This window comes from Streptomyces sp. HUAS TT7 (genome assembly GCF_051550175.1).
Classification (GTDB): Bacteria; Actinomycetota; Actinomycetes; order Streptomycetales; family Streptomycetaceae; genus Streptomyces.
Window position 1 is genome coordinate 8211074 of sequence record NZ_CP196175.1, and the last position, 13298, is coordinate 8224371.

Below are 13298 nucleotides of genomic sequence, written 5' to 3' on the forward strand. Positions count from 1 at the left end.
CCTGCTTGCGACTCTGTGCCTGCTCGCAAGAGCCCGCCAGTCGGTCGTGCCGACCTGCCCGCGTCGAAGGCGCGGACACGGCCCGGCAGGGGCATCGGCGGAGCGCACCTCTCCATTCCAAGCCCCGCGTGGAGGCGGTTGACGCGTGGCCGGATCGCGCATGCCGAGATCCGCGATCCGGCGGTGGTGCTGGTAGCTTCCGCAAGTTGATCTTGCTGCTCGCCGGTAGTGGCGGCCGCGCTCCCCCGAACAAGGAATCCCGAATTGGCTCGTCATCCGCGAAGGCGCCCGTCCGCTCTCGTCCTCAGCATCGCTGTCCCGGCCGTTGTGGCCGCCCTGCTGCCCGCGGCCCCCGCTACGGCGGCTACGGGGCCGGCCGCCCCGCACCTGGACGCCGTCGAGCAGGCGCTCCGTCAGGTCTCTCCGGGACTCGAAGGGCGGGTCTGGGAGCGTACGGGGGGCAACACCCTCGACGCGTCGACAGCGGGTGGAGGCGACTGGCTGCTGCAGACTCCCGGGTGCTGGGGCGACGCCACGTGTGCCGACCGGCCCGGAACGCGGCAGCTCCTCGCCAAGATGACGGAGAACATCTCCCGGGCGACCGGAACCGTCGACATATCCACCCTCGCGCCCTTCCCCAACGGCGCCTTCCAGGATGCCGTGGTGGCCGGGCTCAAGGCTTCGGCAGCGGCCGGCCACAAGCTCAAGGCGCGCGTGCTGGTGGGCGCCGCGCCGATCTACCACCTGAACGTCGTCCCGTCGAAGTACCGCGACGAACTCGTCGGCAGGCTCGGTAAGGACGCGGCCAGTGTCACCCTCAACGTCGCGTCCATGACGACGTCGAAGACCGCCTTCTCCTGGAACCACTCCAAGTTGCTCGTGGTCGACGGCCAGTCGGTGATCACGGGAGGCATCAACGACTGGAAGGACGACTACCTGGACACGTCCCATCCGGTCTCCGATGTCGATCTGGCCCTGAGCGGGCCGGCCGCCGCCTCCGCCGGCAAGTATCTGGACGAGCTGTGGTCCTGGACCTGCCGGAACAAGAACAACATCGCCAGCGTCTGGTTCGCCTCCTCCAACGGGGCCGGATGCATGCCGTCCCTGGCCCGGGACACCGCCCCCGCGGCGCCCTCGGGTGACGTGCCCGTGATCGCGGTGGGCGGACTCGGGGTCGGCATCCAGCGCAACGACCCCTCATCGGCATTCCGGCCCACCCTGCCCAGCGCCCCTGACACCAAGTGCGTCGTCGGCCTGCACGACAACACCAACGCCGACCGGGACTACGACACCGTCAACCCGGAGGAGAGCGCCCTGCGGGCACTGATCTCCAGTGCGGGCCGGCACATCGAGATCTCTCAGCAGGACCTGAACGCGACCTGCCCGCCGCTGCCGCGGTACGACATCCGCACGTACGACGCCCTGGCGGCCAAGCTGGCGGACGGCGTCAAGGTCCGCATCGTCGTCAGCGATCCCGCCAATCGCGGCGCCGTGGGCAGCGGCGGATACTCGCAGATCAAGTCACTCGCCGAGATCAGCGACACCCTCCGCGACCGACTCGCCCTGCTCACCGGCGACCAGGGTTCGGCACGGACCGCGATGTGCTCGAACCTCCAACTGGCCACCTTCCGGAGCTCGTCGAGCCCGAAGTGGGCGGACGGTCATCCCTACGCGCAGCACCACAAACTGATCTCCGTGGACGGCTCGGCGTTCTACATCGGATCCAAGAACCTCTACCCGGCATGGCTCCAGGACTTCGGGTACGTGGTGGAGAGCCCCGCAGCCGCCAAGCAACTCGACACCCAGCTGCTGGCCCCGCAGTGGCAGTACTCCAAGGCTTCCGCGACCGTCGACTACGAGCGCGGAGTCTGCCAGGGCTGACATTGAACTCACCCTGAAATAAGGGGAGTTGGTGAACCAGGGCCTGTCCGGCGGAACTTGCCGGGCAGGCCCTGGTTCCGAGTGGGCTCAGCGCTTGAGCGTGAAGGTGAAGTCGCCGGAGAGCTTGCCGCTCAGCCGGACCGCCGACACGAGGTTCCCCTCGGTGATCAGCCTCTCGACCTCGGCCCGTGAAAGGCCGAAGCCTTCGGCGATCAGTCGCACCGGCCGGACGGGGATCCGCGCCGCGAAGCGGACCGAGATGTCGATGGCATCCCGGTCCAGGTGATCCGATCCGCCGGTGTCGAGGTGCCAGGCATTGGCCCAGTCGAGGGCGATGCGATTGCGGCGCCGTACGGCCGGATCCTGGAGCAACTCGGCCGCCAGATCGAGGTCGTTGTCATGCATTCGGTCAAGGAGCTCGGGCCGTAGGGAGCGCACGTTCATCCGCTCCAGGACCGTGAGCTTTGCCGTTTCCCCGCACCCCGTGCAGAGCACGAGGAGCCAGGCGTCGAGGAGCTTGTGGTTCGCGTTGACGCGGAATTTGCCGTTCGCCCGGAAGCGGTCGGACGCGCAGGCGTGGCAACGGCGGAGGACGAGCGGCAGGCAGGTGGGTGCGACCACCCAGTTTTCGAGCACAGAAGTACACCGATCTCAGTGAGAAGTCCGCAGCAAAAAGCGGCGCGGCGCGAACGTGCGCGACGCGCGACCAATCAGCACTCGGGGGGTCTCACACGGTGTACAACGGGACGTCCTTGCCTGGGCGACTTGGTTCGGCAGCACGGTAATGGCGCACGGCGGCGCCGTTCCACTGAATTATCACCGGCTCCCAGGGGGCCGCTCGTGGAACCAAGGAGCCCGGCAACATCGTCTGTATCGGCGGAAGTTGACGTGTCTCTGCCACGGCTACGTTGTGTGACAGGGCAGTTCTCGCGGGCTCACAGGGGGCATGGATGAGTGGGGATTCGGTGCCGAACCAGGACCACCTCGACCGGGACGGGGTCGCTCAGCAGGTCAGTGCCGCTGCGGCACGGGAGGGGCTGGGGGCGCATCGCGCGGCCTATCCGTCGATCGCGCAGGCTCAGCGTCAGCACGTCAAGCGCGTCCAGATCGCGGCCGCGGTGCTGGCCGTCCTCGTGGTGCTCTGCCTGGCGACCGGCTACGTTCCGCTCGCCTTCGTCGTGGGGCTGCCGCTGCTGATATGCCTGTACGCGATCATGACGTACAGCAGCGCCGCCAACCGGAACGAAGGATCGCGGCTCGACCTGTTCGAGCACGGGCTCACCTCGGCCCATCGCGGTGGTGTACGAGTGGTCCGCTATGCCGACACGAGCGTGCTGCAGAACATCGTCCGGCACACCCAGTACGGCCAGACCACCAGGATCACCTACGCCTACACCGTCACGGACACCACGGGTGCACAGGTAGTTCTCCGGGCGGGCTACGCGCAGCCTCACGAGTGGGGGCCGGCGATCCAGCAAGCCGTCACGGAGGCCCAACTGCCGCAGGCAGTAGCCCAGTTGAACGCGGGCCGACGGCTGGAGTTCGGCCCGCTGTGGCTGACGCCCACGGAGATCGGATCGGGCAACAAGTCCATGCCCTGGCCGCAGGTCGAGGACGTCGAGGTGAAGGACGGATACGTACGGATCCGTGTCGCCGGGCGGTGGAGCGCCCTGTCGATGACGGCGGTGAGCCGCATCCCCAACTTCTTCGTGTTCCGCGCCCTCGCCGATCACCTGCGACGGGGGCCGGCCTCCAGGGGGTGACTGGCCCGCCACCCACCGGCTACGCCTGGTTGAACCGTACGCTGTGCGGGATGGGCTCCCCGAAGACACGTTGATCGCTCGGGGCCATCGTGGTCTGCCGCTGTGCGCAGCCCTGGTCGGTGAAGAGAACGGCGGTGGCGTTCGTGCTGTTGACTGCGCTGATGGCCCCTTGCAGCAGCAGTCGGCACTCCCCGTTGGTGGGGTTGGTGATGTCGAGGCCGCCGGACTCCGGCGAGACGTAACTGAACGTACCGGTGGTGGCGTGCGCCGAGGTCGGCATCGCGACTGCGAGTGCGAGGGCTCCGAAGACGGCGGTGACGGTGCGGCGAAGGCGCATGGGATCAGGCTCCGTGATGTGGCGGGACTACCAACGCGCCGAGGCTTTCCACTGCCTTGGCTCCTCAGCCACGAGAGCGGGAACGTAACGATTCCTCGTCACTCGTTCGGCCTACAGTGCAGGCCAGTTGTCACCTTCGTCAGCCGGCTGCGCGCACATGCCGAGGAGGTGACGGAGTTCCTCGCCGTAATTCGCTTGACCCGGTCATAGGGGCAACGTTGCACTGTGGCCGGGCATCACGCGTCGTGGTGTCGGCATCCCACGGAGGCTCCGTCTACCTCGGCGGCACCGCCCCGAGCACGCTCGTACGTGCCGGACACATCCGCGCCCACCGCCCGGGTGCGGCCACCCTCGCCGACGCCCTCTTCCGCGCCGAGCGCCCGCCACACTGCCTGCACTGGTTCTGACCGCGCGAACTCGGCGCCCGCTATGGCCATTTGATGAGGGAAGCAGGCCGAGAACATGTCATGAAATCTGCCCTGGGCAGGCTACTTTTTCAGATAGATCCACCGTACTTCGCACATCCGCCCGCCTCAGGGCACAGATCCGAAGGAGTACCACCTCTTGACCACTCACCTCCAACACGGCCTCGGCCGCAGGATGTTACGGGCCCTGACCGTGGCGCTCTGCGGGATCCTCGGTGTCACCGCGCTCGGCACGACCCCGGCGGCGGCAGCCGATCAGCGCCACGCGATCTACGCCATCGCGCACCGGGTCGACACCCTGGACGGCGTGGACGCCGCGCTCAACCATGGCGCCAACGGCATCGAGATCGACGTCTGCGCCTGGTGGAACCCGAATGAATGGCGCGCCTATCACGACTGTTCCTCCGCCGGTGACAACCGCTACGGCCCGAGCTTCGACAGCATGATCGACCGGATCCTTTCCAACGCCAAGGCGGGGCGCAAACTGACGCTGGTCTGGCTGGACATCAAGGACCCCAACTACTGCGGAGAAGCGCCCAACCGCGCATGCAGCGTCGCCGGCCTGCGCGACAAGGCGCAGCGGCTGACGGCCGCCGGAATCCAGGTGCTCTACGGATTCTTCGAGTACCACGGCGGAAGCGACCCGGACGTCGGCGGCAGGGGCTGGAAGAGCCTGGAGGGCAAGCTCGGCAGCCTTGAGGGCATCACGAGCACCGGGACCCGCGACCAGGTCGTCGGCGCCTTCGACCGGTCCGGTTCCGGATTCCCGACCGGTCACCGGGCGATGGACTACGGCGACTCCGACATCACCAAGGGATTCGGCAACTGCACGGAAGCCACCTGGAACACGTGCGCCGAACTGAAGAAGGGCGCCGGCGACCGTGCCGCCGGAAGGCTCGCGGCCACGCTGTCCTGGACGACCACCTACAACGACCCGTGGTACGTCGACAAACTGCTGGGCGACGCGCGTGTCGACGGCATCATCGCGGGCTACGGCGCCTTCAACGGAGTGAAGGAGTACGACAACTCCTGGCAGTGCGCCAACGCCATCAAGCTCGTCCGCGACTGGGTGAACCAGCACGGCGCCACGCACCGCATGGCCACCAGCGGCGACCGCCTGTTCAGGTAGCCCGGGCGTCGGCCGGGTCGGTCGTGGTCAGCACACCCTGTTCGTCGCGGAGCCGCCCGACAGAGCCGCGTTGAGCTCGCTGACCAGGATGCGGCCGACCCTGGCCTGGGCATCCGTCGTGGTGGCGCCGATGTGTGGAGTCAGCACCACGTTGTCCAGAGCGGCGAACTCCGGGGTGCCGTTCTCCTGGCTGTGGACGTCGAGGGCGGCACCCGCGATGGTCTTCTCGCGCAGCGCCCGCAGCAGCGCGGCCTCGTCGACGACGCCGGCGCGGGACACATCGACGAGGTAGGAGCCGGTGCCCATCAGGGCGAGTTCCGCCTCGCCGATCAGCCCGCGCGTGTGCTCCGTGAGCGGCACGGACAGGCACACCGCGTCGGCGGTGGCGAGCAGCTCGGGCAGGTCGACCCGTTCGACGCCGCGCTCGCGCAGTGCGGCGTCCCGCTCGGCCGAGGGCCGGGCCACGGAGGCGAGTACGCGCATGCCGAGGGCGCTGGCGAGCTCGGCGATGCGTGACCCGATCGGACCCTGGCCGACCACCCCGAGGACATGGTCGCGCAGTTCGGGGCCCGCCAGGTTCGGCTTGTCCCAGATGCCGTCCCGGATCTGCCGGTCGGCGCGGGTGATGTTGCGGGTCACCGCGAGGAGCAGACCGAGGGCGAGTTCGGCCACGGCTCCGGCCGAGGCACCGGGGATGTTGAACACCTGGACTCCGGCTTCCCGGGCGGCCTCCAGGTCGATGTTGTCGGTGCCGGAGCCGGCCCGCGCCACCACTCTCAGACGCTGCCCCGCGGTGATGACGTCGGCGGTGATGCGTACGCCGCTGCGCACCACGAGGGCGTCGGCCCCGGCGGCGAGGGCCAGGAGTTCGTCGTGGCCGGGGCGGATCCGCACCTCGACCTCGTGGGTCTGGGCCAAGGCGTCCAGGGCGTCCGGATCGACCGGGTCGAGTACGACGATGCGCGCTCTGTTTGTCATTGCTCGCTGTCCATTCCTCTGCGGGCTTCCAACGTGGCTTGATCCTCTCAGGGCGGCGCCGCCACACCGAGGGCACCGTCGAGGTGGTGCGCTTGTCGGCAGTTCCGGCCGCGTGGGGCCGGCCGGGGGGGGCGATGTCAGTGGCGGGCCGCCGTGATGAAGGCGCGGATCAACTCCGTTGATTTGACGCCCCGTTCGCTCTCCACGCCGCTGGAGACGTCCACTCCCCAGGCGCCGGTGACGTCGGCGGCCCGGCGGACGTTGCCCGGGTGCAGTCCACCCGCGAGCAGCCAGCGCCCGGTGGGGGCGGCGAACTCGGGGGAGGCCCAGTTCCAGGGCTTGCCCGAACCGGGGTCGGGCGCGTCGAGGAGCAGCAGGTCCTCACCCAGCTCGCCGAGCCCGGCCGGGACCTCGGTGGCGGCCGTGGCCCGGATCAGCGTGCGGCCCGGCGCCCGCAGCGCCTCGTAGTACTCCGAGCCCTCGTCGCCGTGCAGCTGGACCGCACGGACGCCGCTTTCCTCCGTGAGGCGTCGCACCTCGTCGAGCGGCTGGCCGCGGAAGACCCCCACGGTGAGGATATGTGCCGGTACGCGTTCGGCGAGCCGCCGTGCGGTGGCGGCGTCGACCGTACGCGCACTGGTCGCGAACACGAACCCGACCGCGTCCGCGCCCGCCTCGACGCAGGTGTCGACATCCTGCGCGGTCCGCAGACCGCAGATCTTGACGAAGAGATCACTCATGCCCCGAGTCAATCAAACCGCCTGCCCGCCCGGCACCGGAGGTGGGTCATGCCCCGAAATATCGGGTCGCCGCACGCCGGGGCGCGTTGACCTGGCCCCCTGCGGATTCCGGGCTTGTCCCTTGGCGCGATGATGTCGCCGGTAGGTTCGAGCCGAGCACGTTCCGGGGGGCCTTGCGATGCACTTGAGGCTGTTCGACGTCCGCTTCGACGATCCCGTCCACCAGGAGTTCCTGGTGGGGCAGGAGACGGCGTACGCCCAGCGCGGGCATGCACCGATGGCGAGGTTCGCCCCAACACCCCGTGTTTGGGACGGCATCGACGTCGCCACGCTGCAGCTCGACCGGACGGACCTGACCGGGATGGCCATCGCCAGGCACTGGCCGAACCTCGCCTTTCTCCGGCGGATCGGGGGAGGCGCCTCGTTCGAGGAGGGTGCTCGCAAACTCGTCGTGGCGTCCTCGGCGATCGGTGTCCTGAGCATCCCGGGCACGACACCGGACGCGTACGCGCGGGGAGGACGGGCGCTCCAGCGACTGTGGCTGACCGCCACCTCGCTCGGTCTGGGGGTACAGCCTCTCACCCCGCTGCTCTATCTCCTGGCACGCGTGGAACGAGGCGGCGCCACCGGGCTCGGCACCGACGAGATCACGGACCTGCGAGCACTGCGTGCCAGGCTGGCCAAGGTCCTGCCGCACTGCCCGGCCGACGCCGAACTGCTGCTGTTCCGGCTGTCGTACGCCCTGGCACCCGCGGTCCGGGCGCTCCGCCGCGACGTCGATGCGTGCCTGCGCTTCGCGGGCCCCGCCTGACAGGGCGGGTTCGCCCCGACGGTTCGGCTCAGTGCGCGAGTGGAGGGTTCGACATCACCGTGCGCACAACTGGTCCAGTGCCGACCGGCTCTCGTCGTCCGCGGCGCGGTAGATCACCAACCGTTGGTCGGGATCTTGAAGTGGCACGAGTACTTCGAAATGCACGGCGATCACACCGGCGTGAGGATGCCGTATCGCCTTGTGCCCGCGGCCGTTGACCTTGATGTCCCGCTCGGCCCACAGGCGTGCGAATTCCTCGTCGTGCGTGGTGAATTCGGTGATGAGGTCGGTCAACGCCCGATCGTCCGGATGCGCGGCCCATGCGGCGCGCAGATGGGCGATTCCCTCCCGCACGACGCGTTCCCGGTCGACGTAAAACTCGCGTATCTCCGGATGCATCAGGCACAGCCACATCGCATTGCGCTGCGGCGGAGGCAGGGTGCCGAAATCAACCAGCAGCTTTGCCATTTCGACGTTCCAGGCCAGGATGTCGTAGCGGTGGTTCATCAGCATGGCCGGCAGTGGCGACAGGTCGGTGACGAGGTGGGCCAGCGGCGGCGCTGCCGCGGTGGCCGGCTTATCGGTGGTGCGGGGGCGCTGCCGGGCCAGGTTGAAGAGGTAGTCGCGTTCGGCGGGAGGCAGGCGCAGCGCCCTGGCCAGCGCCTCCACCACGTTCGCCGAGGGCCGCAGCCCGCGGCCCTGTTCGAGCCGCACGATGTAGTCGGTGCTGACCCCGGCCAGTTCGGCGACCTCTTCGCGGCGCAGTCCCGGGGTCCGCCGGGCCTGCCGACGCGACGGCAGACCGAAGTCGTGCGGGTCCAGGCGCTCGCGACGGGTCCGCAGGAACGCGGCCAGCTCCTCTGTCGGGTTCACGGTGCGGGTCATCACCTTCGATGAACAGCCAAGGGTAGGACTGGCATTCCCAGGAATTTCTCTCCCTTATCCCCGGCTCGCGGCGGTCACAGACTTGTCTCCGACAACGGATCACAAGCGCAGGAGGACACAATGTCGCTCACCCTCGACAGCTACCGGCTCCTCGGCCGCTCAGGGCTGCGGGTCTCCCCGCTGGCGCTCGGCGCGGCGACCTTCGGCACCGAGTGGGGCTGGGGCACCGAGCAGGACGAGGCGCGCAAGCTGTTCGACCTCTACGTCGAGCGCGGCGGCAATTTCATCGACACCGCCAGTACATATACCGATGGCAGCTCCGAGCGTCTGCTGGGCGAATTCACCCGCGACAACCGCGAAAGCCTGGTCCTTGCGACGAAATACTCGACGTTGCGCCGGCCCGGCGATCCGAACTCCGGGGGAAATCACCGCAAGGCCCTGTTCGCGTCCGTGGAAGCCAGCCTTCGACAGCTGAATACGGACTACATCGATCTGCTCTACCTGCACGTGTGGGACTTCACGACACCGGTCGAGGAGATCCTGCGCGGCATGGACGACCTGGTCCGGCAGGGCAAGGTCTTGTACGTGGCGATCTCCAACGCCCCGGCCTGGCAGGTGTCGCGCATGCAGGCGATCGCCGACCTGCGCGGCTGGTCGCCGCTGGTCGCGCTGCAGATCGAGTACAACCTGATCGAACGCACCGGGGAACGCGATCTGATCCCCATGGCACGGGAGATGGGGTTGGGGGTGGTCCCGTGGTCACCGCTGGCCGGCGGGGTGCTCACCGGCAAGTACGGGCGCGACACCCTGACCGCGCCGAGCGTCGCCTCCGACGACGGCACCCGCAAGAGCGTCACCATCGCCAGTGGCACGCTCACCGAACGCAACCTCGCCATCGTGGATGTCGTGAAGGAGGTCGCCTGCGAGCTGGGCCGCACACCCGCCCAGGTCGGGCTCGCCTGGACGCTGCGGAACCCGGGCGTGACGGCACCGATCATCGGCGCCCGCACGCCCGCACAACTGGAGGACAATCTGGGTGCCTTGGAGGTCGACTTGACCACCGCCCAACTGGCCCGCCTCGACGAGGCCGGCGCGATCGGACTCGGCTTCCCGCACGACATGCTCGCCAGCGACAGGGGCCGCGCGTTCACCCGCGGCGACCTGAAGGTCGAACCCCGCCGCTGACACCGAAGGACCGCCTTCATGCCCAGCCCGCCGACAGGAAGGGCGGCAGGAAGGGGGATAACTCGCAGAGCCCGGCGGCCAGGTCACCGGCATGGGCGGCGCTGCCACTGCGCAGATCAGCAAACCAGGCCGCGCACCACGCACGACCGCACTCGGTCAGGAGTCCTTCGGCACCATCCGGTGCAGTCCCTTGCGGTCGTAGTAGGAGGCCGCGGCCAGGCCGAAGGCCAGCGCCACCACCGCCCCGACGGAGATCATGACCCAGGCACGGGTGAGTCCGGCCTCGGCACGTGCGTCGAAGTACAGGATGGCTCGTACTCCTCCGCCGAGTTGTCGCATCGGTTCGAACACCGACAGCCAGCGGTAGAAGCCGGGCAACGCCTCCAGCGGAATCGTCGTACCGGAGGAGGGCAGGGCGAGCACGATGAAGACGAACATGCTGACGAGCTGCCCGATGCCGCCGAACGCCGCGTTGACGGACTGCACTCCGAGGCCCACGGTGGCGCTCGCGCAGAACGAGAACACCCACAGCAGCCACAGGTGTGAGGCGTCCATTCCCAGGATCACCACGCAGGCCAGCATGATCAGAGCGGACGTCAGCGCGGCGATCGCGACGGACATGACCCACTTGACGATCAGGGTCCGGGTGCGATTGATCGGTACCACCGGGCGGCGGGTGTGCCAGGGGCCGATCTCGCTGTCCGCGTAGCCCAGGCCCACATCGACGCCGTTGCTGATGATGTTGCCGCCCATGAAGCCGGCGAGCACAAGGAGCAGCGCGTAATAGAAGGCGGTCAGGCCAAGACCGCTGTGCGCCCCGATCGGGTGGCCGACCTTGACGGTGACGCCGATCGGGTCGGCGAGCAGCAGCTGTGCCGCGCTGTTCCCACCGGCAGCAGCCGTGGTGAGCGTCTTGCCGAGTTGCAGTGAGGCCTGGTGGGCGGCCGTCTGGTTGATGTTGCTGGCAAAGGAGGAGGCGAGGCTGCCCACGCCGGGGTTGGTGAGGACGATCATCGTGGGCCGTGCGATGGTCGCCGCCGCGCCACCGGGGAGCGCCGCCACCGCCGTGGTGAAGCCCTCGGGAATCTCAAGGACCCCGTACAGCTTGCCCGTGGCCAGCTGCTGTTGGGCCGCGGACAGGTCCAGCTGTCTCCAGGAGACCCGATCGTCGGGGGCCTTGGCGATCGAGTCGGTGATCTGCGCACCCAGATTGGTGTGTCGCCCGCCCATGACGGCACCGCGGTCGGCGTTGACCAGACCGATGGGCAGATGGCGCATATGGCCGTTGGGGTCGACGATGCCGCCCATGTACAGGAGCGAGAGCAGTAGCACGGCCAGCGAGACGATGACCGTGGGGAACTTCCAGATCTTGGGGTTGCGCAGCACCTGGCCCGGGCGTGCCTGGCCCGGCTTCGCCTCGGCCGCAGGGGGCTGGACAGGGGAAGACATGGCTCTCCAGGGGCTTCGGTGGGCAGCACCGGCAAGCTAACTGCGGCCGCGCCCCCGTGCCCGGCGCCCCGCGCTCGCCCCGCCCGGCGGTTCCACCCGACGGCGCAGCGCATGGGTCGGTGCTGCCCGGGCCGGGCTACCGGATCAGGTGGTCACACTCCTCGACGGTGCTGTCGTAACTGCCCTGAAGGAAGGCGTGGATCGCCGTGAGCTGGTCGTCGGAGAAGGTGGCCGTCAGCAGGCGGCTGCGGGCGTCCATGTGCTCGTAGAACGAGGCGATCCGTTCGAGCCCCGGGGCAAAGGCTTCGACGAGTACGCGGCGGCGGTCCTGAGGGTCCGGTTTGCGCTGGACGTAACCCGCCTTCTCCAAGCGGTCGATCATGTGCGTGACCGCGCCGGTGGAACGCCCGAGCTGAGAGCTGAGAGCTCCGGCGGTACAGGCTCCGGCGCGGTTGAGGATGTGCAGGCAGAGCAGATCGGTCTGCGCGATGCCGAGACGCTGGGCGATCAGGTCGTTGAGCCGTCCCAGGGCTCCGGCGAGGTCCGTCAGGGACGCGATGATCCGGTCGGCCGGTTCGTCGGGCCGGTCGTCCTGGTGGTTGACGCGCATGCGGGGTTCCCATTTACCTTCGTGATTAAGATACTTGGCGATGCAGCTACTGTATCCGGTTCGCTGCCTCCCCGACTTGGCGGGGCGGCGACCGGTCCTGCTCCGATTCGCCCTGTGGGCCTTCGGGCCTGTGGATCCTTGGACCTCTGGAAGGAGTCCTGCCATGGACGGCTGGTACGTGGACGATCGCTGCACCAACTGCGATGTCGCCCGGCAACTCGCGCCCGACCTGATCGTCGAAGCCGACGGAAAGTCGCGGATTCTGCGTTCCCCGCGGGACGAGGCGGAGGCGCGGAGCCTTCACGCCGCGGTCTTCGCCTGTCCCACACGCTCGATTCGAACGACGGCCGGGCGGATCGACCGGGCGCGTGACCCATTTCCGATGGTTCTGGACGACGGCCTGCTGTTATGCGGACACAATTCCCAGCACACCGCAGGGGCCAACTCCTACCTCCTGCTGCGACCGTCCGGCACGGCAATGATGATCGACACGCCGCGCTGGAGCCGTGAACTCGCCGAACGCTACGCGGCGTTGAGCCCGGTCACCGATGTGCTGCTCACTCACCGGGACCATGCCGCACACGGCCGCCATTACGCGGACCACTTCGGCGCGCGCCTGTGGATCCATGAGGGAGACCTCGACGCGGCACCGGACGCCGACCAGGTGATCCGGGGCCTCGAACCTGTGGAGATCGGGGAGGGAGTCATCGCCCACCCCCTCCCCGGCCACACCCGGGGGAGCGTGCTCTACCTCGCGGACGACCGGTACTGCTTCAGCGGTGACAGCTTCTACTGGTCGCGTGCCACCGGCGATCTGGAGGTTGCGGACAGCGTGACCTGGTACTCCATCGAGGAGTTGGCCACCTCCCTGGCCAGGACGGCCGGACGGCTGCGATTCGAATGGGTCCTGCCCGGCCATGGGGACCGGCACCGCCTGGCGGGCGACGAGATGTCCCACCGGCTGCGGGCGCTGGCGGAACGCACACGACTGCTCAGGCCCAGGCCGATCGACTTCACGGCCGTCCGCTGGTGAGGGCGTGCTCCGCTCAACAATGGGGCGCTGCACCCGTCGCCGAGGTGAAGGCCCCGCCTTGACCTGAGGTCG

13 protein-coding genes and 1 pseudogene are annotated in these 13298 nt (G+C 68.7%); 7 read left to right on the forward strand and 7 right to left on the reverse strand.

The features are described from left to right. Nucleotides 1-264 precede the first annotated feature (264 nt). A complete protein-coding gene (locus tag ACSHXC_RS37285; protein WP_438295758.1) occupies nucleotides 265-1881 on the forward strand; it encodes a phospholipase D-like domain-containing protein in 1617 nt (538 codons plus the stop codon). 87 nt (nucleotides 1882-1968) lie between these two features. Here ACSHXC_RS37285 and ACSHXC_RS37290 read toward each other — a convergent pair whose 3' ends face one another. Beyond that, nucleotides 1969-2517 (reverse strand): DUF1062 domain-containing protein, encoded by a 549-nt coding sequence (locus tag ACSHXC_RS37290; RefSeq protein ID WP_438295759.1) that lies wholly within the window; start codon nucleotides 2515-2517, stop codon nucleotides 1969-1971. A gap of 314 nt (nucleotides 2518-2831) precedes the next feature. On the opposite strand from ACSHXC_RS37290, the gene ACSHXC_RS37295 reads away from it, so the two are divergent. Then, nucleotides 2832-3644, forward strand: a complete 813-nt coding sequence (locus ACSHXC_RS37295; RefSeq protein WP_438295760.1) for a DUF6585 family protein — start codon at nucleotides 2832-2834, stop codon at nucleotides 3642-3644. Between the two features lie 19 nt (nucleotides 3645-3663). Here ACSHXC_RS37295 and ACSHXC_RS37300 read toward each other — a convergent pair whose 3' ends face one another. Next, nucleotides 3664-3981: a hypothetical protein gene (locus ACSHXC_RS37300; RefSeq protein ID WP_438295761.1), complete on the reverse strand. Its 318-nt coding sequence runs from the start codon at nucleotides 3979-3981 to the stop codon at nucleotides 3664-3666. 266 nt (nucleotides 3982-4247) lie between these two features. Here ACSHXC_RS37300 and ACSHXC_RS37305 point away from each other — a divergent pair. Together ACSHXC_RS37305 and ACSHXC_RS37310 are read left to right on the forward strand one after the other, a co-directional pair. Continuing rightward, nucleotides 4248-4388, forward strand: a pseudogene (locus ACSHXC_RS37305) (sterol carrier protein domain-containing protein); the annotation flags it as partial. 193 nt (nucleotides 4389-4581) lie between these two features. Next, nucleotides 4582-5535, forward strand: coding sequence for a phospholipase (locus ACSHXC_RS37310; RefSeq protein ID WP_438295762.1), 954 nt, complete (start codon nucleotides 4582-4584; stop codon nucleotides 5533-5535). 27 nt (nucleotides 5536-5562) lie between these two features. Here the strand turns inward: ACSHXC_RS37310 and ACSHXC_RS37315 are convergent, their stop codons facing one another. Then, complete coding sequence (locus tag ACSHXC_RS37315; RefSeq protein ID WP_438295763.1) at nucleotides 5563-6513, reverse strand: NAD(P)-dependent oxidoreductase; 951 nt, start codon at nucleotides 6511-6513, stop codon at nucleotides 5563-5565. Nucleotides 6514-6650: 137 nt separating this feature from the next. After that, nucleotides 6651-7253 (reverse strand): phosphoribosylanthranilate isomerase, encoded by a 603-nt coding sequence (locus tag ACSHXC_RS37320; RefSeq protein WP_438295764.1) that lies wholly within the window; start codon nucleotides 7251-7253, stop codon nucleotides 6651-6653. A 178-nt stretch (nucleotides 7254-7431) separates the two neighbouring features. On the opposite strand from ACSHXC_RS37320, the gene ACSHXC_RS37325 reads away from it, so the two are divergent. Continuing rightward, nucleotides 7432-8064 carry a hypothetical protein gene (locus tag ACSHXC_RS37325; protein ID WP_438295765.1) on the forward strand — a complete coding sequence of 211 codons (633 nt, stop codon included), beginning with the start codon at nucleotides 7432-7434 and terminating at the stop codon, nucleotides 8062-8064. A gap of 54 nt (nucleotides 8065-8118) precedes the next feature. On the opposite strand, the gene ACSHXC_RS37330 is transcribed toward ACSHXC_RS37325, so the two are convergent. Next, entirely contained in the window at nucleotides 8119-8949 is an 831-nt protein-coding gene (locus ACSHXC_RS37330; protein ID WP_438295766.1) for a helix-turn-helix transcriptional regulator, read from the reverse strand. A 120-nt stretch (nucleotides 8950-9069) separates the two neighbouring features. Here ACSHXC_RS37330 and ACSHXC_RS37335 point away from each other — a divergent pair, with 120 nt between their 5' ends. Beyond that, entirely contained in the window at nucleotides 9070-10134 is a 1065-nt protein-coding gene (locus ACSHXC_RS37335) for an aldo/keto reductase (RefSeq protein ID WP_438295767.1), read from the forward strand. Between the two features lie 156 nt (nucleotides 10135-10290). On the opposite strand, the gene ACSHXC_RS37340 is transcribed toward ACSHXC_RS37335, so the two are convergent. Further along, nucleotides 10291-11583 (reverse strand): YhgE/Pip domain-containing protein, encoded by a 1293-nt coding sequence (locus ACSHXC_RS37340; RefSeq protein ID WP_438295768.1) that lies wholly within the window; start codon nucleotides 11581-11583, stop codon nucleotides 10291-10293. Between the two features lie 136 nt (nucleotides 11584-11719). After that, a complete protein-coding gene (locus tag ACSHXC_RS37345; RefSeq protein WP_438295769.1) occupies nucleotides 11720-12193 on the reverse strand; it encodes a MarR family winged helix-turn-helix transcriptional regulator in 474 nt (157 codons plus the stop codon). 163 nt (nucleotides 12194-12356) lie between these two features. Between ACSHXC_RS37345 and ACSHXC_RS37350 the strand changes: the two genes are divergently transcribed. Next, entirely contained in the window at nucleotides 12357-13226 is an 870-nt protein-coding gene (locus ACSHXC_RS37350) for an MBL fold metallo-hydrolase (RefSeq protein WP_438295770.1), read from the forward strand. The last annotated feature ends 72 nt before the right edge of the window (nucleotides 13227-13298 follow it).